Source organism: Nonomuraea thailandensis (genome assembly GCF_024172165.1).
GTDB lineage: Bacteria > Actinomycetota > Actinomycetes > Streptosporangiales > Streptosporangiaceae > Nonomuraea > Nonomuraea thailandensis.
The window spans coordinates 1,761,009-1,781,605 of the sequence record NZ_JAMZEB010000002.1 but is presented as its reverse complement, the minus strand read 5'-3'; the positions used below and the strand labels follow the sequence as shown (position 1 = coordinate 1,781,605).

At 73.4% G+C, this 20,597-nt stretch carries 15 protein-coding genes; 8 read left to right on the top strand and 7 right to left on the bottom strand.

What is annotated here, in order from left to right; genetic code table 11:
• Positions 1-48: 48 nt before the first annotated feature.
• On the bottom strand, positions 49-948 hold the full coding sequence (locus HD597_RS12220; RefSeq protein WP_253742133.1) for an ACT domain-containing protein: 900 nt from the start codon (positions 946-948) through the stop codon (positions 49-51).
• A 319-nt stretch (positions 949-1,267) separates the two neighbouring features.
• On the opposite strand from HD597_RS12220, the gene HD597_RS12215 reads away from it, so the two are divergent.
• From HD597_RS12215 to HD597_RS12195, 5 genes are all read left to right on the top strand, one after another.
• Complete coding sequence (locus HD597_RS12215) at positions 1,268-1,738, top strand: hypothetical protein (protein WP_253742132.1); 471 nt, start codon at positions 1,268-1,270, stop codon at positions 1,736-1,738.
• Positions 1,739-1,924: 186 nt separating this feature from the next.
• The gene (locus tag HD597_RS12210) at positions 1,925-3,007 is read left to right on the top strand and encodes a hypothetical protein (protein WP_253742131.1); all 1,083 of its coding nucleotides are present in this window, start codon (positions 1,925-1,927) and stop codon (positions 3,005-3,007) included.
• 16 nt (positions 3,008-3,023) lie between these two features.
• On the top strand, positions 3,024-4,166 hold the full coding sequence (locus HD597_RS12205) for a toxic anion resistance protein (RefSeq protein ID WP_253742130.1): 1,143 nt from the start codon (positions 3,024-3,026) through the stop codon (positions 4,164-4,166).
• Positions 4,163-5,746 carry a vWA domain-containing protein gene (locus HD597_RS12200; RefSeq protein WP_253742129.1) on the top strand — a complete coding sequence of 528 codons (1,584 nt, stop codon included), beginning with the start codon at positions 4,163-4,165 and terminating at the stop codon, positions 5,744-5,746. The genes HD597_RS12205 and HD597_RS12200 overlap by 4 nt, the downstream gene beginning before the upstream one ends.
• Complete coding sequence (locus HD597_RS12195; RefSeq protein WP_253742128.1) at positions 5,733-6,353, top strand: hypothetical protein; 621 nt, start codon at positions 5,733-5,735, stop codon at positions 6,351-6,353. Before HD597_RS12200 ends, HD597_RS12195 begins: the two co-directional genes overlap by 14 nt.
• A gap of 37 nt (positions 6,354-6,390) precedes the next feature.
• Here the strand turns inward: HD597_RS12195 and HD597_RS12190 are convergent, their stop codons facing one another.
• Complete coding sequence (locus HD597_RS12190; RefSeq protein WP_253742127.1) at positions 6,391-8,454, bottom strand: alpha-galactosidase; 2,064 nt, start codon at positions 8,452-8,454, stop codon at positions 6,391-6,393.
• 124 nt (positions 8,455-8,578) lie between these two features.
• On the bottom strand, positions 8,579-10,021 hold the full coding sequence (locus HD597_RS12185; RefSeq protein ID WP_253742126.1) for a pectate lyase family protein: 1,443 nt from the start codon (positions 10,019-10,021) through the stop codon (positions 8,579-8,581).
• 318 nt (positions 10,022-10,339) lie between these two features.
• On the opposite strand from HD597_RS12185, the gene HD597_RS12180 reads away from it, so the two are divergent.
• Positions 10,340-11,248 carry a siderophore-interacting protein gene (locus HD597_RS12180; protein ID WP_253742125.1) on the top strand — a complete coding sequence of 303 codons (909 nt, stop codon included), beginning with the start codon at positions 10,340-10,342 and terminating at the stop codon, positions 11,246-11,248.
• Positions 11,249-11,252: 4 nt separating this feature from the next.
• Here the strand turns inward: HD597_RS12180 and HD597_RS12175 are convergent, their stop codons facing one another.
• The gene (locus HD597_RS12175) at positions 11,253-14,180 is read right to left on the bottom strand and encodes a hypothetical protein (protein WP_253742124.1); all 2,928 of its coding nucleotides are present in this window, start codon (positions 14,178-14,180) and stop codon (positions 11,253-11,255) included.
• Complete coding sequence (locus HD597_RS12170) at positions 14,180-15,286, bottom strand: hypothetical protein (protein WP_253742123.1); 1,107 nt, start codon at positions 15,284-15,286, stop codon at positions 14,180-14,182. The genes HD597_RS12175 and HD597_RS12170 overlap by 1 nt, the downstream gene beginning before the upstream one ends.
• Before the next feature lie 384 nt (positions 15,287-15,670).
• Here HD597_RS12170 and HD597_RS12165 point away from each other — a divergent pair, with 384 nt between their 5' ends.
• Both HD597_RS12165 and HD597_RS12160 read left to right on the top strand, forming a co-directional pair.
• A complete protein-coding gene (locus HD597_RS12165; RefSeq protein WP_253742122.1) occupies positions 15,671-15,994 on the top strand; it encodes an STAS domain-containing protein in 324 nt (107 codons plus the stop codon).
• A gap of 33 nt (positions 15,995-16,027) precedes the next feature.
• Entirely contained in the window at positions 16,028-17,449 is a 1,422-nt protein-coding gene (locus HD597_RS12160) for an RNB domain-containing ribonuclease (RefSeq protein ID WP_253742121.1), read from the top strand.
• A 17-nt stretch (positions 17,450-17,466) separates the two neighbouring features.
• On the opposite strand, the gene HD597_RS12155 is transcribed toward HD597_RS12160, so the two are convergent.
• Together HD597_RS12155 and HD597_RS12150 are read right to left on the bottom strand one after the other, a co-directional pair.
• A complete protein-coding gene (locus tag HD597_RS12155) occupies positions 17,467-18,066 on the bottom strand; it encodes a TetR/AcrR family transcriptional regulator (RefSeq protein ID WP_253742120.1) in 600 nt (199 codons plus the stop codon).
• Positions 18,067-18,344: 278 nt separating this feature from the next.
• Positions 18,345-20,231: an ABC transporter ATP-binding protein gene (locus HD597_RS12150; RefSeq protein ID WP_253742119.1), complete on the bottom strand. Its 1,887-nt coding sequence runs from the start codon at positions 20,229-20,231 to the stop codon at positions 18,345-18,347.
• Positions 20,232-20,597 lie beyond the last annotated feature (366 nt).

Genomic DNA, 20,597 nt, shown 5'->3' with positions numbered 1-20,597 from the left:
CCCTCCCCTGAAAGGGACCCCGGCCGAGGTACGGCCGGGTAGGGGCGGTCAGGGTGCGGTGTAGCGGGCGTGGGTGGCGGCGGCCGTCAGGGCCGCCGCCCGGGCCGCCTCCGTCGGGGTGAACGCAAGCTCGGGCCGCCGCACGAGCAGCGCCCGGTCCGGGTTCACCGAGACGACCATGGTGGTGTTGAGCTCGGCGCCCTCGTCCACGGTGTCGCCGGGCCGGCGCCACTCGACGTGCGGGACCCGCAGCAGTTCGGCCATCGCCTCGGGCAGCCGGTCCGGGTCGTCGCTGACGCGCTGCGCCAGCACCAGAGCCTGGACGCCGGGGTCGGTGAGATCCTTCACCCGCGCGGGCACGATCACCACGTCCTGCCCGCCGGCCTCGGCCAGCGCCCCGGCCAGCACGTCCAGCGCGAGCTCGCGGGGCGCCTCGATGACGAACTCGTCGAGCGCGTCGCACCCGGCCGGGGTGATGGCGCTGCCGCCGGTCGGCGCGATGTGCAGCGCCAGGATGTTGCACCCCAGCCGCCCGAACGCCCCCGCCACGGTGGCGAGCCGGCCCGGCCGCTCCACCACCCGCATGCGGATCCGCCACAACGCCATGGGCCCGCCCGCCCCGCCCTCGACAGGCAGCGGCGCCGTCTCACGACCGGCACGGGCCCAGGGGCGGAACCGGCCCGGCAGACCACCCCTGCCCCCGGCACCGGAACGGCGGCCGGAGCCCGCGGGGCGGCGGCCGAGCCGCTTGTGGATCGCGGCGCCGGCGATCAGCGCCACCCCCAGCCCGATCAGGACGACAGGTCCGGGCTCCTGGTGGCCGAGCAGGGTCGCGAGCAGGTGCGCCAAGCCGACCGCGAGGAACAGCGCGGCGAGCTCGCCGGCCTCCCGCCCCCAGGAACGGCCGTGTCCGGTACGTGCGTCAACTACCTTCGGTGCATCGCTCATGACCCCCAGTCTGCGCGAGCAGTGTTTCGTGATCCCCGTTCTCAGGGTTGCGGCGGCATTAAACCCGGTTCACCACCCGGCCCGAATCTGCCGCCGTCTTACCGCCGGTTGTCCTGCCTGCGTCAGGCGACCCTGGCGGAGGAGGCCGTCCAGGTGTTGCACGCCGCGGGCGAGACGGCCTCGAAGCCCCTGTCCAGCCAGGCATACTAGGACAGCTCGGCCCGCTCCGGGAGCTCCGGAAAGCCCTGCTGATCTCGGGGTTCGCCTGCCGTGGGAGACTGCCCCGGTCGTGAAGCCGAGTCGTGGAGTGCCCTCCCCCGTGCGTATCAGCGTTGCCGTCGCCGTCCCGCTCCTGCTCTGCCTGGCCGCCTGCGGCCCCGCGCCGCTCGCCCCGCCGCCGGCGCCGCCCACCTCTCCCGCCGCTCCGGAGCCCTCCCCCGCCGCTCCGGAGCCCTCTGCCGGCGCCCCGGGGCCCAGTGCCGCTCCGAAGCGGTCCGCGAGCAGCGGCAGCCGCCTGGCGGGTCCGGGGACGGTGTGCGGGGAGGCCGAGGCCGCGAACGGGTCCCTGGCGGCCGTCGCCGTGCATCGGGGGCGCGCCGACTGCGCGCAGGCCCTGCGCGTGCTGCGCGCCTACTACCGGCCGCAGACCCCCAAGCAGGGCAGCGCCGGGGTCGCCACGGTCGCGGGCTGGGAGTGCGTCAGCAACACGGCGGCCGAGAGCATGCGGACGGGCAGGCTGACGTCGTGCCGCAAGGGCGGCGCCACGATCGTGGCCGACGTCATCCCGTAGCGCCGCACGCGCCGCCTTGAACGCCCAGGTCGCGCACGGGGCGCCCGAGGAGAGAGGCCGATTCTCGGGCGGCCGGTCGTGAACGGCGAATGAATTCTGCCGTACGTTCGCCTTCTCCCCCGCGCGGCCCCCGCTGATGCCATCCCATAATTCCGCCATGGGGGTTATTTCAAGAAACGGGATGCAATGAAGCGGTGGGTCGGCGTCATTCTGGCGGCGGTTCTGGCCGGGGTGGCGGTGGTCGCGATCGTCACCGGGAACCAGGGGGGCGACGAGCCCGAGGTGGCGGTCGTCCGGGGGGTCATCGGGTCGGAGAAGAAGCCGTTCTTCGACGACCCGCGCGTCAAGGCGGCCCTCGCCGGGCACGGGCTGCGCGTCGAGGTGGACACCGCCGGCTCCCGGCAGATCGTCACCGACGTGGACCTGAGCCGGTACGCCTTCGCCTTCCCCTCCAGCGTTCCGGCCGCCGAGCGGATCAAGCGCGACCGCGGCGCGACCGTGACGTACTCGCCGTTCTACTCGCCGATGGCGGTGGCCACGTTCGAGCCGATCGCGGAGCTGCTGACGAAGGCCGGCGTCCTCAGCAATTCCGGCAAAGGCCACCAAATCTTCGATATTAAGAAATATCTGGATCTAGTAGCCAAGGGCACCCGCTGGGACGAAATTCCGGATAATTCGACTTATAAGGCGCGTAAGCGGGTGCTGCTGACGACGACCGACATCCGCACCTCGAACTCCGCCGCCATGTACCTGTCGGCGATCGGTTACGTGGCCAACGGCGAGGACGTCATCACCTCCGACGCCCAGGTCGCCGAGATCGCGCCCGTCCTCGCGCCTACCGTCCTCGACCAGGGCTTCTCCGAGTCCACCAGCGAGGCGTCCTTCGACGACTACCTCGCGCTGGGCGCCGGCAAGACGCCGATGCTGGTCGTCTACGAGGCGCAGTACCTGGCGCACGTCTTCGCCGGCGACGGCGCGATCAAGCCTGACATGCGGCTGGTCTACCCGTCGCCCACCGTGCTCAGCAAGCACACCCTCGTCCCCCTGTCGGCGGACGGCAACCGGGTCGGCGAGCTGCTCACCAAGGACCCGCGGCTGCAGTCGCTGGCCGCGCAGTACGGCTTCCGCACCACCGACCCGCAGGCGTTCGCCGGCCTCGTCGCCAGGACGCAGGCGCCGGCCGCCGCCGACCTGGTGGACGTCGTCGAACCGCCCACGTACGAGCGGCTGGACCGGCTCATCACCACCATCGACGCCGCACGGCCCTAGCAAGGAGATCCCGCACGTGTCCGATCTGGTGCTCACGCCGCCCGCGCCGGTCACCCCGGTCCCGGCCGAGACGGCGGCCACCATGCTGCCGATGACCGACGAGCGCGCGGCCGAGCTGGCCGCCAAGGCGCGCGAGTTCGCCGGCGAGCTGGGCGGCATCGACCCGCGCTCGCCGGAGTTCACCCGCAAGGTCCATGACATCGCCTCGATGGGCGACACCGAGATCAGGTCCGCCTCGCAGGTGGCCAACCGCATGCTGAAGCGGCCGGTCGCGGCGCTCGACGCGGCCAGGGGCGAGGGCGCCGACGCCCAGGGCCGGGTGGCGAGCGGCCTGGTCGCGCTGCGCCGTACCGTGGTGGACCTGGACCCGAAGCAGGCGGCGAGCGGGCCGCGCAGGCTGCTCGGGCTCATCCCGTTCGGCGACCGGCTGCGCGACTACTTCGCCAGGTTCCACTCCGCGCAGAAGCACCTCGACGACATCATCCGCGCGCTCAGGTCCGGCCAGGACGAGCTGCTGCGCGACAACGCCGCCATCGAGGGCGAGAAGGCGAACCTGTGGGAGGCGATGACGCGGCTGCAGGAGTACGCGGTCATGGCCAAGGCCATGGACGCGGCCCTGGAGGAGCGCATCGCGGTGGCCGACGAGACGCAGGCCACGGTGCTGCGCTCGGACGCGCTGTTCGCCGTCCGCCAGAAGCACCAGGACCTGCTCACCCAGCTGGCCGTGTCCGCCCAGGGCTACCTGGCCCTCGACCTGGTACGCAAGAACAACCTGGAGCTCAGCAAGGGCGTGGACCGCGCCACCACGACCACCGTCGCCGCCCTGCGCACGGCGGTGACGGTCGCGCAGGCGCTGGCGAACCAGAAGCTCGTGCTCGACCAGATCACCGCGCTGAACGCGACGACCAGCGACCTCATCCTGGCCACCAGCGAGATGCTGCGCACGCAGGCCGGCGCCATCCAGAACCAGGCCGCCGCCACGACCGTGGACCTGGACACGCTGCGCCAGGCGTTCGACAACGTCTACGCCACGATGGACCTGATCGACTCCTTCCGCGCCAAGGCCGTGGACAACATGGCCGTCACGGTGGACAGCCTGTCCTCGGAGCTGGAGCACGCCAGGACCTACCTGGACCGCGCCAAGGAGGCCTCCGCATGAGACGACGCCTCCCGGCCGCGCTCCTGCTGCCCGTCCTGCTGCCCGCCCTGCTCCTGACGGCCGCCTGCGCGGGCGACAGCGACGGGCTCACCGACGGGCCCGACGTGCTGCGCGTCCTGGCCGGCAGCGAGATCAGGGACCTGGAGCCGCTGCTCGAACGGGCCGGGAGCGAGGCCGGGGTCCAGGTGAAGCTCACCTACACCGGCACGCTCGACGGCGCCGACCAGGTCGCGAGCGGCCGCGCCGACGGCAGGCTGGACGCCATCTGGTTCTCCTCCAACCGCTACCTGTCCCTGCTGGACGGCGCCCAGGCCAAGCTGTCCACCCAGACCAAGATCATGGTCTCGCCGGTGGTGCTCGGGCTCAAGCCCGCCAAGGCCGCCGAGCTCGGCTGGGACGGCAGGCAGGTCACGTGGGCCGACATCGCCGCCGCGGCCAGGGACGGCAGGTTCGGCTTCGGCATGACCAACCCCGCCTCCTCCAACTCCGGCTTCTCCGCGCTGGTCGGCGTGGCCGCCGCGCTGTCGGACGCCGACGGGGCGCTCAGCGCCGAGCAGGTCGCCGCGGTGACGCCCCGGCTGAAGGAGTTCTTCTCCGCGCAGCGGCTGACGGCCGGCTCGTCGGGCTGGCTGGCCGACGCCTACGCCCGCAACCCCGGCGTGGACGGCATGGTCAACTACGAGTCGGTGCTGCTGGGCGCCCGCGAGCCGCTCACGATCGTCTATCCGGGCGACGGCGTGGTCAGCGCCGACTACCCGCTCACGCTGCTGGCCTCCGCCCCGGAGGAGAAGAAGGTCCTGTACGGCAAGCTCGCCGCCTGGCTGCGCACCCCGGCCGTGCAGAAGGAGATCATGACGGGCACGCACCGCCGGCCGATCACGGGCGGCGTCCCGCTCGACTCCCGGTTCGGCCCCCGCTCAGGCGCCGCGCAGCTCATCGAGCTGCCCTTCCCCAACCGGCGCAGCACGGCCGACGAGCTGATCGCCACCTACCTCAACCAGGTGCGCGTCCCGGCGCAGGCCACGTTCGTGCTGGACACGTCCGGCTCGATGAAGGGCGGCAGGATCGACGCGCTGCGGCAGGCGCTGGTGGCGCTGACCGGCGCGGACACCACCGCCTCCGGCGCCTTCACCCGCTTCAGCAACCGCGAGACCGTGACGATGATCCCGTTCAGCGGCTCGCCGCGGCAGCCGGTGCCGTTCACCGTCCCCGAGCGGAACCCCGAGACCGTGCTCGCCGGGATCAGGAGCTTCGCCGAGGGGCTGAGCGCCGCCGGCGGCACCGCGATCTACGACAGCCTCAAGGCCGCCTACGACCGCCCGGCCGAGGCCGGGCACTACGGCTCGATCGTGCTCATGACGGACGGCGAGAACACCGACGGCTCCGACTACGCCGCCTTCGAGAGCCACTACCGGTCCCTGCCGGAGGACAGGCGCCGCGTGCCGACGTTCGTGGTGCTGTTCGGGGAGAGCGACGCCGAGGAGATGCGCCAGGTGGCCGAGCTGACCGGCGGAGCCGTGTTCGACGCCCGCGAGACGTCGCTGACCAGCGCGTTCAAGGAGATCCGTGGCTACCAGTGAGCGGGCCCTGCGGTATCTGGGCTCGACCAGGAACATCGTCGGCTCCTGCCTGGCGCTGCTCGGCCTGGTGGCCCACTTCCTGGGGCTCGCGGGCGCGTACTGGCCGGTCGTGGTGGTCGCGCTGTACGGGGCGGGCGCGCTGCTCGCCCCGCCCGACCGGGTCCGGCTGACGATCTCCCACGCCGAGGTCGAGACGCGGGCGCTGCGCGCGGACCTGGACGGGCTGCTGGGCCGCGTGGACCGGCGCTTCCCCGAGGACGTGCGGGCCGCCGTGCACGCGCTGGCCGAGGTGATCGGCGGCGTGCTGGCCAGGGCCGAGCAGCTCACCGCCTCCCCCGACCAGCTCCACGTGGTCTCGCAGACCGTCCGCCGCTACCTGCCCGCCAGCCTGGAGGCGTACGCGAACCTGCCCCGCCGCTACGCCCTGGCCCGGCGGGCCGGGCGGGAGCGCAGCGCCCACGAGGAGCTGCTGGAACAGCTCGCCCTGCTCGACGCCCAGATGGGCAAGGTCGCCGAGGCGATGCACCGGGGCGACGAGCAGGCGCTGCGCGACCAGGGGCGGTTCCTGCGCGACCGGTTCGGCGGCTCGGACCTCGATCTGGGCTGACCGGTTCGAGCTCCCGCGATCAGCGCGGACGCGGGGGCTAGACCCGTTCGAGCTCCACGATCAGCGCGGACGCGGGCCGCAGCGCCGGGGCGGGCAGCCCCAGCTCGCCCAGCACGGCGCCGGGCAGCCGCACCGGCTCGGCCGTCCACTGCGGCATCGCCGCGCCCTCGGGGGCGGGCCCGGCGACGCGCACCTCGTACACGGCCTCCGGGTCGAGGCCGGGCAGCCGCAGCGGGCCGGGCGCGATCTCAAGCCTGGAGCTGAGCTGCGCGTACGCGTACACGGCCCGCTCGGGCAGCACCACGCCGTGCAGCAGCGCCGACGGGTCCGGGTGGTCGGCGCGCACCACGCGCCCGGCGTGCAGCACGGGCCGCAGCCGCTTGTGCAGCGCGATCCACGTGGCCAGCTCGTCCAGCTCCTCCTGGCTCGCCGCGGTCAGGTCCCACTCCACGCCCATGTGGCCGAACAGCGCGGTCGCGGCGCGGAAGGCCAGCGGCAGCGCGCGGCCGGTGACGTGGTCGCGCGGCGCGCCGACGTGGCAGCCCATCCGCTCCGGCGGCACCAGCAGCCCCGTCCAGCGCTGGATCTGCTGCCGGTCGAGCGCGTCGTTGCTGTCGGAGGTCCACACCCGGTCGGTGCGGGCCAGGATGCCGTAGTCGACACGCGCGCCGCCCGACGAGCACGACTCGATCTCCAGCCCGGGGTGGCGGGCGCGCAGCTCGTCCAGCAGCCGGTACGTGGCCAGCGTCTGCGCGTGCACGCCCGGCACGCCGTCGTGCACCGGCTCGGCGATGTCGCGGTTGTGGTCCCACTTGATGTAGTCCAGCGCGTACTCGCCGACCAGCGTGTCCAGCCGTTCCAGCAGGTACGCGTACGCCTCCGGTCTGGCCAGGTCGAGGACCTGCTGGTGACGCTGCGGCGGCGGCAGGCGCTCGGCGTGCCCCAGGATCCAGTCGGGGTGCTCGCGGGCCAGGTCGGAGTCGGGGTTGACCATCTCGGGCTCGAACCAGAGGCCGAACTGCATGCCCAGCTTGCGCACGCGGTCGGCCAGCGGGTGCAGGCCGTCCGGCCAGACGCCCTCGTCCACGTACCAGTCGCCGAGGCCGGCCCGGTCGTGGCGGCGGTGGCGGAACCAGCCGTCGTCGAGCACGAACCGCTCGATCCCGGCCGCGGCGGCCCGCTCGGCCAGCTCCAGCAGCCGGTCCAGGCCGTGGTCGAAGTAGGTGGCCTCCCAGTTGTTCAGCGTGACGGGACGCACCGGCAGCGGGCGTGAGCGCAGGTGCGCGTGCAGCCGCGCGCTCACCTCGTCCAGGCCGCCGCCCGACCAGGCGAAGTACACCCACGGCGTGCTGTAGCCCGCCCCCTCGGCCAGCACGACCTCGCCGGGTTCGAGCAGCTCGCCCGCGCCCAGCAGCGCCACGCCCTCGGCCAGCCGCTCGGCGTAGTGCACGTGGCCGCCGCTCCAGCCCGCGTGCACCGCCCACACCTCGCCGCGGCCGAACCCGAACCCCGGCGTGCCGGCGGCCAGCAGCCCGGTGGCGTCGTGCCCGGTGCGGCCCCGGCGGTTCTCCCTCGACCACGCGCCCTGCCCGAACGCGGCTCGCTGCGGCACCTTCTCCAGCGCCCACCGGCCGGTGAAGTCCAGCAGCTCGCCGGCCCGTGCCGGCACGGGCAGCACGCACACCAGCCCCGCCACCCGATAGGGCGATATTTCGGCGTTCGCCACCGTGTGCCGCATCCGCACCAGCCCGCCGCCGTCCATGACCAGCTCGCTCACCAGCCGCAGGCCCGCCCTGGCATCGGACGCCGTCACGGTCACCGACCCGCCGGAGCCCGGCTCGGCCGACACGTCGATCCCGTCCACCGTCCACCGGACCGGCCAGTGCTCGCCGTCCCTGCCACCTGACAGGCCGGGGCGGCCGTACCAGCCGTCACCCTGGGCGGGCAGCAACGGCGGGGCCGGGGCCGCCAGCGCCGGCAGCAGGCCGGGCCCGGCCACGGGCCCGAGCCCGGCGCCGAAGTGCCGCACCCGCGGCAGGCCGGGGCCGGAGTCGTCGAGCACCAGCGCGACGCCCGCCGCGGAGAGGATCACAGGAGACAAGTCGGGCTCCTTAGTCAGGGAGGGGGACACCTGTTCAGCGCTACGACGCTACCTCCCCCGCTTGCGCCGGCGCACGACGAGGCCCCTCCGGCGGGCGGGCGCCGGAGGGGCCGGGGAGAAGGCCTCAGACGGAGATGCGCCCGGCGCCCGCGCCCGCCGTCACGATCGACTTGACGCCGGAGGCGCTGTCGAGCGAGTACGAGTACGGGATGGAGGCGACGCTGCCGCCGCTCTGCCCGCTGCCGGAGTTGACGAAGTGGTTGTTGCGCGCGACCAGGGTGCCCGGCCCCGAGTCACCCTCGCCGAGGTGGAACGGGTCGTCGGTGTTCTCGAAGTAGTTGCCCTCCACGAGCACGCCCGCGCCCTCGGTGGAGGCCACGCCGTAGCCGCCGACGCTGCCGTAGTAGTTGTTGTAGACGTGCACCGGGTTGCCGAACCGCACGCGCGGGTGGCGCTGGTTGGTGCCGTCGAACCAGTTGTGGTGGTAGGTCACGCGCAGGTGGCCGCGGTCCTCGCTGCCGTTGCCGTCGTCGTGGCCGAGCAGCATGACCTTGTCGTGGCCGGTGACCTTGTTCCAGGAGATGGTGACGTAGTCGCTGGCCCGCTTGACGTCCACGGCGCCGTCGTAGCCGTCGGTGAAGGTGTTGTGGTCGATGAAGACGCGGGTCGAGTACTGCACGTTGATCGCGTCGTCGTTCCAGCCGCGGAAGGTGAGGTTGCGCACGATCACGTTCGAGGCCTCGGAGATGTTGAACCCGCAGCCGGAGATCACCGCGCCCGAGTTGCCCAGCACGGTCTTGTTGGAGGCCACGCGCAGCATGCCGGAGCAGGAGATCGTGCCCGACACCCTGATCACCGCGGCGCTGCTGGACGACAGCGCGCTGGTCAGGGCCGAGGCGCTGGTGACGGTGGTCGGCGAGGCGTTGCCGCCGCCGGTGGTGCCGCCGCCCTGGGTGGCCCAGCCGACCATGCCGGTCGGGGGGTTGGGAGGAGGCGTGGTGGGCGGGTCGGTCGGGTCCGGCGGGTCGGTGGGGTCGCCGCCGGCCGGGACGAGCCGCCACTGCTTGGTCGCGACGGAGTCGCACGAGTTCTGCTGCACCAGGGCGCCGGACGCGGTCGAGTTGTCCTTGGTGTTGAGGCACTTGCCGCCGTTGGCGTTGACGACCCGGACGGTGGAGCCCGACTCGGGCAGCGTCCACGTCTGGGACGAGGCGCCGGTGCAGCTCTCCTGCTGAACGGCCTTGCCCGCCGAGGTGCTGGCGTCCCTGACGCCCGCGCACTTGCCGCTGTGGGCGGCCCTGAGCGTGTAGCCGCCGCCGCTCGCCGCCAGCGTCCAGGTCTGCGCGGCGCCGCCGCAGCCGGTCTGCGTGAGCTGCACGGCGTCCGACGTGCTGGCCCCCGGCACGGTGAGGCACAGGCCGCTGCCGTTGTTCACCACCGTGTACGTCCCCGGCGCCGGTGCGGCGGCGGCCGACGAGGCGGCTGCGACGCCGGCCACCGTGACGCCGGCCAGGGACAGGACGATCGCGGTGAGAGCAGCAGCGCTGCCGTTGATTCTCTGTCGCACGATCCACGCTCCTTGCTGTGGCCTCGAGCAGGTCCTGTGCGGCCTGCTGCCTGGTGTCCCCCCAGCGAGCATTCGTCCACGTATGTGACAGCCGTACGTGTGAGCGAACAGCCCACAACATAGGTAAGCGCTTTCCCGCTGTCAATCGACCGTGAAACTTTCATCACACCGCCCATTTCGCGCTGTGCGCACCGTCGCGACCTGCGCACATCCACCCATCGCGACATGCCGATCACCAAGGGCGATCGATCGCGAGTGGCATGAATCGTCACGATCGTTTAGGTTAGGCTCACCTAATCTAGATCGGAGATCTCGGGGATGAGCGAGCCCTATCACATGTTCCACGTACGGGTGGACCGGCTCGAACGGCTGAGCCCGTCGTTCCTGCGGGTGACCTTCACCGGCGAGGACCTGCACCACTTCGCGGACAACGGCTTCGACCAGCGGCTCAAGCTCCTCCTCCCGGTCCCCGAGCACGGCATGGCCCACCTGCCCACCGGCCAGGACTGGTTCCTGCGCTGGCGCGAGCTGGACGAGGCCAGGCGCAACCCGATGCGCACGTACACGGCCAGGCTGGTCCGCCCCGAAGCCGGCGAGGTCGACGTGGACGTCGTCATGCACCCCGACGGCGGCCCCGTCGCGCGCTGGGCCGAAGGCGTGCGGCCCGGCGACGTCGCCGCCCTCTACGGCCCGACCTCCCGCTTCGAAGGCCGCCACGGCGGGCTGGAGTTCCATCCGCCCGCCGGCACGGGCTGCGTGCTCATCGCCGGCGACGAGACCGCCGTCCCCGCCATCTGCGGCATCCTGGAGCGCCTGCCCGCCCACCTGAACGGCGAGGTGCTCATGGAGGTGCCCTGCGACGACGACGCCCTGCCCGTCGAGACCCCCGCCTCGGTCAAGGTCACCTGGCTGGCCAGGAACGGCGGCGAGCGCGGCGCCCGGCTCGTCCCCGCCGTCCGCGCCGCCGCCGGCCGCCTGCTCCCCTCCTCCCCCGCCGCCTCACCCGCTCCGGCGTCCGCCGACTTCGTGGACGTGGACGTGGACGCCGAGGAGCTGTGGGAGGTGCCGCCGGAGGAGGACGTCGACTACGGGCCGCTGTACGCGTGGCTGGCCGGCGAGGCGTCCGTGATCAAGACGCTCCGCCGGCACCTCGTCGCCGAGCGCGGCATGGACCGGCGCTCGGTGGCGTTCATGGGCTACTGGCGCAACGGCCGCGCGGAGAACTAGCCCGTCACGGCGTGCGCGACGGCGCCGGGGACGACTCCACGGCCGGCCCGCTGGGCAGCGGCGCGATCACGTTGCTGACCAGCGCGGTCGCCGCCGTCGTCGCGATGGCGATGGCCACCGCGGCCAGCGGCGCGGCCAGGGCGCGCAGCGTGCGCACGTCCCTGATGCGGCCCCACGGCTCGCCCGCCAGCCACATGAGCCGCCACTCCCACCACAGGCCCAGCCCGATGCTGACCACGGCGATGTTGCCCACCGCCACGAGCACGCCGACGAGCGCCTCGTCGGTGGTGGGCAGCTCCAGCACCGGCAGGTCGCTCTGCGCGATGGTGGCCATGACGAGCGTGTACCCGTACGTGGGCAGCTCGACGAGCAGAGCCGTCAGGAAGAACGCCAGGGACTTGGCGATCGGATGCGTGCCGCGCACGCGCGGGTAGAAGTAGCCGAACACCATGCTCAGCACGGGCAGCGACAGCAGCGCCAGCACGGCGGCGGCCAGCTCGGTGGCGCTGCTCTGCTGGCCGCGCACCGATTCCGCGATCCGCACCACCGAGTACGGCAGCGACAGCACCGCCCCCACCCCCAGCGAGGCCAGCCCGTTCTGCCAGGGGGTGCGCCCGGCCAGGGTGGTGAGCGCGAGGTCGGGGTCGAGCGGCCCGTCGCGCTCGTCGCCCGCCTGCTCCAGCGCCTGCCGCCGCTGCTCGAAGTCGTCGCCCTCACCCGGATCCCGCAGCAGCGCCGTCAGCGCGGCGCGGGCCGACCGGCGTTTGATCAGATCGCGGACGAGCAGCCGGTGCTCCTCCGGCTGGACCGGCCGCAGCAGCTCCGCCCGCGGCGGCGGCAGCAGGACGAACACGCCCGCCCACACCAGCAGCACCAGCAGGCCCGAGGCGGGGCCGCCGGCCTGGACGCGCATGAGCAGCAGGAAGAACATCGCCGTGTGGAAGGCGGCCGGCTCGGTGAGGCCGGCGGGGCCCTGGCCGAGGCGGCGCACGCGTACGACGAGCATCACCAGCGCCAGCAGGGGCACGCCCATGAACGCCACCGTCCCGGCGACGCCCAGCAGGTCGTCCCACTCCAGGGTCATCCAGCTGCTGCGCGAGTCCAGCATGATCGTGGCGTAGACCTGCACGCCCAGCACCACCGACGCCGCCACCACCCACCGGACCGCGCTCGCCGCCGACCACCGGTGACTCGCCTCGCTCACCCAGCCGAACACCAGGGCGGCCCAGCCGAGCACCAGCAGCCCCTGCCACAGGAGATGCGGCGGGGTGAGCCCCGACAGCACCGCCATGCCGGACAGCATCGCCCCGGCGGCCAGCAGCGTCAGGCCGGCCAGGGGCAGGCGGCGGCGCTGCCCGGGCACGGCGACCGTCACCCCCGCGGCCCCCGCCGCGACGGCCAGCACCCCGGCCGCGGGCCAGGCGCCGAAGGAGGCCGCCAGCGGCCACGCCGCCAGGACGAGGCCCGCCAGCGCCCCGAACAACGCCGCCGCCTGCACCGGCAGGTCACTGTGCCCCCGCGCGGCGCGGTACGTCGAGTGCAGGGCCAGCGCCGGGACGCCCGCCACGATCGCCAGTGCCGCACCCTCCACGCTCACGGCCTCGGAGCCGAACCAGGACACGCCGGACCCGCCCACCACCAGGGCCGCGAGCACCCCGTTGCGGGGGCGGCGCCACCACGCGCCACCGAGCGCGCGGGCCAGGGAGTAGAGGAGGGTCAGCCCGGCCGCAACCAGCCCCACCGTGAGCAACGCCTTCCAGACCCGGCCCAGGAAGGTGAAGGGCTCCTCCGTCCACCAGTCGTCCGGCGCGGGCGCGTCATGGAGCTCGGCCTCGTACTCCTCCGAGTCGCTGCCTTCCAGGTGCGCGGCGATCCCCCCGTCCTGCGTGACGTAGTGGGCCACGGACGCGTTCCGCCCGTCCTCGGCGAAGGCCACCTTGATGTGACTGTCGCCACCGTTGAGACGCAGCAGGTGCGCGTCCTGCGCCAGCGGAGGCGGGCCGCTCACCCCCGCCACCGTCCAGCCGGTGGCGGTCAGGACGATCTCGTGGGCGGTCGGCCGGGGAGCGGTCCCGCCTTCTGGCGGCCGGTACTCGACGCCGACGGCGCGGTTGGTGTTGGCGGACAGGGCACCGTAGTAGAGGCCGGTGTAGGTGATGACCGCCTCGCGCGAGCCGCTCTCCGTCCTGACGACCGGTGTGGCGTACGCCAGTTGCAGCAGGAACTCGGACGCCACCACCTCGAAGACGCCCAGCCGCTCGGCGACGAACCAGCCCGGGTCACGACCGGCCGCGCCCGCGCGCACGGCCGCCACCTCGGGATCGTCGGCGGGCACCCGCACCTCGTGGGTGATCTGGACCCGCACGAGGGTCGAGCCCGGATCGAGCGGGGTGCCGGCCGGCTCGCCGTCCGGGTGGTCGCGCCAGTCCCCCGGACGGGCCGGGGCGAGCGCGATCCGCGTCGTGGCGGAGCGCTCCGGCCCCGAGCGCTCCGGACGGCCCCGGCCCGGTGAGATCTCCAGCTCGGCGGCGCCGAACCGGGTGCCGCACCTGGCGAACACGTGATGCCTGCCGGGCGGGAGCGCGGGATCCAGCGTCGCGTCGGCGGACATGGCCGCGCCCGACGGGCTCCGGGCGAAGCCCCGGATGTCGGCGAAGGCGCCGGACTGGGCGGCGACCTCGCCGGCGGGCGCGGTGCACATGGCTGTCACCCGCACCTCCCGCGTCCCGGCGGGCACGCGGCGCGGCTCGACGGTGACCTGGAGCGGCTCCTCCTCCGGGGTCTCCCCGGCGGGCTCGGCAGTGGGCTCCGCCCGCGGCGGGGCGGTGGCCGGGTCGATCCGCGAGACCGTCCACAGCCCCGCCCCGAAGACCGCCAGCATGGCCACCGCGGCCAGCGAGCCGCGCAGCACCCGTGAACTCCGCCCGGCCATCAGCGCAGCTCCGGTGTGCTCCCCAGCACGGTGCGCAGCTCACCCGGTCCCGGCGGTCTCGTCCAGGTCACGCCGGGGCCGGAGGAGGCGATCAGCCGGGGGACGGTCTCGCGCAGCAGCGTCTGCGCCTCGGCGTCCGGCCGCTGGGCGCGGGCCTCCTGGTAGAGGTCGAGCACCCGGGCCAGGTCCAGCATCAGCGTGTTCGCCTCGTGGACGCTCCTCCCGGTGACGCTCTCCTCGGTGGCACCTCCCTCGCCGGCCTTCGCGTCGCCGACCCCCGCGCCGCCGTCCGGCGCACTGGCGTCCTGCACACCGCCGTCCTGCACACCGCCGTCCTGCACACCGCCGTCCTGCACACCGCCGTCCGGCGCACTGGCGTCCGGCGCACTGGCGTCCGGCGCACTGGCGTCCGGCGCCTTGCCGCCCGCCTTCGTGGCGGCGGCCTTGGTGGCGGCGAGTTGCTTGATCGGCGTGCCGTTGACGTGCGTGAGCGCCCTGTCACCGCTTCCCGGCCCGGCCTCCCCGGCCGTTGCGTCCTCGCCGGCGTCCCCCGTGCTCGCTCCGGCCTCGTCGCCGGGCACGGTGATCTGCAACGCTCCAAGGCGCGCGTCGGCCGTCCAGCCGCCCGGTCGTACGGCCTCGCCCACGGCCGCGGCGAAGCGGACGGCGTCCATGCCGTCCACCTCCCCCTCCAGCCATCCGGCCCGCAGGTGCAGCACCCCCGGCCGCTCGGCGGCGGCCAGCCGCTCCAGCAGCGTCTCCACCGTCCCCTGCGGGTCGTGCAGGGCCGCGTCCCCCCGGGCGGCGAAGGCGTCGGCGAGCAGGTGCAGGGAGATGAGCCGCGGCGGCTCGTACGTGCTGAGCACCCCCTGCTCCGCGCCCACCCGCAACGCCCCTCCCGCCTCGTGGTAGGCCCGCAGGCCCTCCATGAACGCCGCCTCGGCCTCGGATGTCAGCAGCAGCTCCCATCCCCGTCTCGGCCCTGGCTCGGGCGTGCCCGGGCCCTCACCGCTCGCCGGGTCCCCGTCGGAGGCCCCGTTCCGGCGGAGCCACCAGGCCACCGCGCCCACCACGGCGGCGGCCAGTACTGCGACTGCGATTAACACGATCTTGGTTCGCTTTCCCCTCGTATTCCGACAGGGCTAGCAGCGTAGTGATCGCTCCCGACAAATACCGATATTTCCGTGAATTGAGATCAGCGTGGCGGCGCTGTTCACATCCGGCCGGACCACAGCACGGAGGGCCGATCCGTCCGTCCCATGTCCAAAGGATGAACTTTCTTCTATCTGGTAACCGGAATTGTTTTCCTGAGGAATTCTCCTGTCTACCCGAATCGCAGCCGCCCTCTCGACGTGCGCGTACAGGCATGTACACTCCAAACCGGAAGCACACAGTCGCTCTATGTGACGTATTCATGACATCTGGTGCCAAAGGGCGGGTCCGCGCTACCGACGGGATGATCCCGGCCCTGAGAGAGCGCGGAGCCGGATATGGATCCACTACACCTGACCACCAGCCGCCGCAAGGGGACTCTCACCGTGAGCGTGGCCGGTGAGCTCGACATCGCCACCACCGAGCAGTTCCGCAGCCACCTGCTCGCGCTGCTGCAGGAGGCGGGCCGCTCGCGCCGCGCCGACACCGAGCTGGTCATCGAGATGAGCCGCCTGTCGTTCATCGACGCGGCCGGGCTCGGCATCCTCGTCTCCGTCCAGAACCAGGCCGTCAACCAGCGCACCCGGCTGCACATCCAGGGCGTGCCGCCGAACATGCGCCGCCTGCTCCGCATCACCGGCCTGGACCAGCACCTCAGCTGACCCCTCCGCTCGCGCGCCTGTAGGTTGTCACGCGTGCCTACGATTCAGGTTCCCGATCAGATACCCCTCAAGCTGGAGGACGGGTTCGAAAGGATCAGGCGGGAGCTGAAGCTGCCCGGCGGCTTCCCCCGCGCCGTGCTCGACGAGGCCGCCTGGGTGGCCAAGGTGCCGCGGCTGGACGCCGAGGACATGACGGACGTCCCGTTCGTGACCATCGACCCGCCCGGCTCGATGGACCTCGACCAGGCCGTGCACCTGGAGCGGCTGCGTGCCGGCTACCGCGTCTGGTACGCCATCGCCGACGTCGGCGCGTTCCTGCGCCCGGGCGGCGTGCTCGACGCCGAGGCCCGCACCCGGGGCGAGACCGTCTACCTGCCGGCGGGCAAGGTGCCGCTGCACCCGCCGGCGCTGTCGGAGGACGCGGCCAGCCTGCTGCCCGGCGCGCTGCGGCCCGCGGTGGTGTGGCGGATCGACCTCGACTCCGACGGCCGCACCGTGGGCGCCGACGTCCAGCGCGCCCTCGTCCGCAGCCGCGAGCGCTACGACTACGACTACGTGCAGGCGGTCCACGACACCGGCACCGCCGACGGCGTCCTGGAGCTGCTGGCCGAGATCGGCGAGCTGCGGCTGGCGCTGGAACGCGAGCGCGGCGGCGTCACCCTGCCCACGCCCGACCAGGAGGTGGTGCACGACGACGGCGGCTACCGCCTGGAGTTCCGGCTGCCGCTGCCCGCCGAGGCGTGGAACGCGCAGATCTCCCTGCTGACCGGCATGGCGGCGGCCACGATGATGCTCGACGCCGAGATCGGCGTGCTGCGCGTGCTGCCGGGCCCGCAGCGGGGCGACCTGGCCAAGGTGCGCCGCGTGGCGCAGGCGCTCGACGTGCCGTGGCCGGAGGGAGCCGGGTACGGCGCCGTCGTGCACGGGCTGGACCCGAAGGCGGGGCGGCACGCGGCGTTCCTGCACGAGTCGAAGGTGCTGCTGCGCGGGGCCGCCTACGTGGCCTTCGACGGCGCGCCGCCCCGGCTGGCCGAGCACTCGGCGGTCGCGGCCCCGTACGCGCACGTCACGGCCCCGCTGCGGCGCCTGGTCGACCGGTACGCGACCGAGGTGTGCCTGGCGGTCGCGGCGGGCGAGCCGGTCCCGGCCTCCGTGCGGGCCGCGCTCCCGCTCCTACCGGACCTCATGGCGGCTTCCGGGCGGCGCGCGGGGGCGGTGGAACGGGCGTGCGTGGACCTCGTGGAGGCGTTCCTGCTGCGCGATCGGATCGGGCAGGCGTTCGAGGCGGTGGTGATCGACGTGGACGAACGGCGCGGCGGCGGGCAGGTGCAGCTCGTGGACCCGGCGGTCATCGCCCGCTGCGACGGCGCGCTCCCGCTCGGCGAGCAGGTCACGGTACGGCTCACCCAGTCCGACCCGTCCACCCGCGAGGTCCGCTTCACCCTCGCCCCCTGACCCGCCCCGGCTCGCGATCAGAAGGTCGGCGGCGGTGAGGAGGACTTCGCGCGCATGCCCTCGCAGATGACCTCCGCCATCCGCACCGCCCCGCCCCTGGCGCGGGCGCGGCGCTCGGCGGCCAGGCAGCCGCGCAGCAGGTCGTGGACGTCCCGCGCCTGCAGGTCGCCCCGCACCGCCCCGACCCGCTGGGCCCGGGCCAGCAGCCTGGCCAGCGCCGCGGCGAAGTCGTCGGCCAGCGTGGAGCCCGGCCGCAGCGCCATCCCGGAGCCGCTCTCCAGCATGTCGCACAGCGCCTGGTTGGCCGCGGCCTGCTCGACCACGGTCGTGAACCAGCCGAAGAACGCCCGCCCCGCGTCCTCGGCGGTGGCCAGCGCCCTGGCGTCGGCCACGAACCGTTCGATCCGCCCCAGCAGCACCGCCTCGACCAGCGCCTCCTTGGTGGGGAAGTGCCGGTAGACCGTGCCGACCCCGAACCCGGCCCGCCTGGCGATCTCGTCGAAGGAGATGGTCAGCCCGTCGCTGGCCAGGGCCTCCTGCGCGATCTGCAGGACCCGCTCGCGGTTGCGGCGGGCGTCGGCGCGCAGCGGCCTGGCGGCGCTGTGATCGTCGCCCATGACCTCGACCTGCCTTCACGACAAACGGAGAGAGCTCTCCGATTCTACCGAGGACCTTCCCACCCATACCACCCAGGAACCCCGCTTCCCGCGACCTCCACCACCCAAGCCCGCCCACCCCTGGCCACCACCTGTGCCGCTTGCCTGCGCCCCCTGTGCCGGCCACCTCTGACCGCTCGCCTGTGCCCGCCGACCGACAAACCGCCCGCACCCGTCCCTCACAGGACGGCGCCCGCCCCACCGCAGTGGGACGGGCGCCGCGCGTGACAGGCGATGCGTCACGAGGGCCCGGGTGACGCCGACGCTCCCTCGCAACCGGACGCCGCCGAGCAGCCGGATGTCTCCGAACGACCGGAAGCCGCCGAACGAGCGGCAGCGGCCGAACGACCGGAAGCCGCAGGCCGGCCGGGTACCGCCAGCCGTTGAGGCACCACCGGACGGCCGGATGCGCCCGAGCTGTCGGATGCCGCCGGGCGGTCGGATGCCGCCGGACGGTCGGGCGCCGGGGAGCGGGGCCCGCGGGGCGGCATGCCGACCCGCTTGAGCCGGATCCGCTCCTCCCGAGGCACCGGCTCCAGCGCCACCACGCGCGCCCTGTCCGGCAGATGCCGCAGGTCGTGCGTGATGAGCAGCGTCGTCCGCCCGGCCATGAGCCGCTCCAGCGGCCGCATCACCTGGGCGGCCGTGGCGTCGTCGAGCCCGCTGGTGGGCTCGTCGAGCACCAGCACCGGCGTGTCGCGCAGGATGGCCCTGGCGATCGCGATCCGCTGCCGCTGCCCGCCGGACAGCAGGCGGCCCCGCTGCCCGACCGGCGTGTCGTACCCGTGGGGCAGCACCTTGACGAAGTCGTGCACCCCGGCCGCCTCCGCCGCCCTGATCACCTCGTCGAGCGTGGCTCCTGGCCGGCCGTAGGCGATGTTCTCGCGTACGGAGCCGGAGAACAGCAGCGTCTCCTGGTGCAGGATCGTCACGTTGTCCCGCAGCGACTCCCGCGTCAGGCACCGCAGGTCGGTGCCGTCGAGCAGGATGCGTCCCTCGTCCGGGTCGTAGAAGCGCAGCAGCAGCTTGGCCACGGTGGACTTGCCCGCCCCGCTGGGCCCGGCCAGGACGACGACGTCGCCGGGCTCGGCGGCGAACGACAGGTCGCGCAGCACCGGCCGCCCGCGGCCCGGGTAGGCGAAGCCGACCCGCTCGAAGGCGATGCGGCCCCGGCCGCGGCCGGCGGGCGCGGCGTCGCGCGCGTCGGTCACGGCCGGCCCGGTCCGCAGGATCTCGATGACCCTGTCGGAGCCGGCCGCCGCCTCCGAGACCGTCAGGGCCAGCTCTCCCAGGCTCTGGACTGCCGGGTAGAGCAGGGCCAGGTAGGCCGCGAAGGCGAGCAGCCCGCCGAGGGTCAGCCGGCCGGCGGCGATCTCCCACGCGCCGAACCCGAGGATGACGATCAGGCAGACGGTCTCGATGACCTGGACGACCGGGCTGTAGAGGCCGGCCAGCCAGGCCTGGGCCATGTTGGCGCGCAGCCAGCCGCGGCCCTCGCGGTGCAGCCGGCGGGACTCGGCGTCCTGCCGGTTGTAGGCCTGCACGAGCGGCTGGTTGGCCAGCCCCTCCTCCAGGACGCTGTTCATCGCGCCGTTGCTGGCGCGCTCGAGCGCCGCCGCGGACCTGAACCGGCCCGCGAACACCTTCGAGACCACCAGGAACAGCGGGATCAGCGCCATGGTCAGCAGCGCGAGGTCCCATCGGATGAGGAACGCCGCCCCGGCGAAGAAGATCACGCCGGCGACCGTGGTGATGAGCTTCACGAGCCCGGACCCGACGAGCTCCTCGATGGCCTCGATGTCGTCCGTCAGGCGGGCCATCAGGTCGCCCAGCCGCCGCTTCTCGGAGAAGTCGGGGGCGAGCGTCTGCACGTGCGCGTAGACGCGGTCGCGCAGGGCCAGCAGGAAGCGTTCGGCGCCCAGCGCGGTGGCGTAGGCCCCCGCGAAGGACGTCACCCCGGCGAGCGCCGCGAGCCCGAGCCACCAGATGGCGGGCACCCAGAAGGCGCCCAGCTCGCGGGTCGTCAGCACTTCGTCGGTGATGTGCCCGAACAGGCGGATCGCGGCTACCTCGCAGAGCGCGGCCAGAATGGCGAACACCACCCCGGCCGCGAACAGCTTCCGCAATCCGCGGGTGTCCGGCCAGAATTCGCGAAAGGTGCGGCGAATGGAAATCGCCGGCGCGAGCTCACGGCCGGAGGCGCGCAATGAGAGCCGGCGGCTGAGCCGCCGGCTCTCAACGGGGCGCTCTAGCACCCCCACCACCGGCGGCGGTTGCAGCAGTTCCACCTGCGGTAGCAGCGGCGCCTACGACGGCAGCCCCAGCCTTGCCGGTATCCGGCCTGAGACAGTTGCGTGTTCGCCATGATTCCTCCCCCGTTGGCTGAACACTGACAAATCGGACGCTAGCACCCGAAATGCGATAAATCAGCAGAAATTCGGCGATTTCAAGCAGTCTTGACTGGTAAAACCAGGCCGGAAAGGCGCTCGCGA

Bases quoted from the DNA above. Each gene is read 5' to 3' on its own strand.
- HD597_RS12155 (WP_253742120.1), bottom strand. From the start codon at position 18,066: ATGGGCGACGATCACAGCGCCGCCAGGCCGCTGCGCGCCGACGCCCGC.
- HD597_RS12180 (WP_253742125.1), top strand. From the start codon at position 10,340: ATGAGCGAGCCCTATCACATGTTCCACGTACGGGTGGACCGGCTCGAA.
- HD597_RS12220 (WP_253742133.1), bottom strand. From the start codon at position 948: ATGAGCGATGCACCGAAGGTAGTTGACGCACGTACCGGACACGGCCGT.
- HD597_RS12165 (WP_253742122.1), top strand. From the start codon at position 15,671: ATGGATCCACTACACCTGACCACCAGCCGCCGCAAGGGGACTCTCACC.
- HD597_RS12175 (WP_253742124.1), bottom strand. From the start codon at position 14,180: ATGGCCGGGCGGAGTTCACGGGTGCTGCGCGGCTCGCTGGCCGCGGTG.
- HD597_RS12210 (WP_253742131.1), top strand. From the start codon at position 1,925: ATGAAGCGGTGGGTCGGCGTCATTCTGGCGGCGGTTCTGGCCGGGGTG.
- HD597_RS12200 (WP_253742129.1), top strand. From the start codon at position 4,163: ATGAGACGACGCCTCCCGGCCGCGCTCCTGCTGCCCGTCCTGCTGCCC.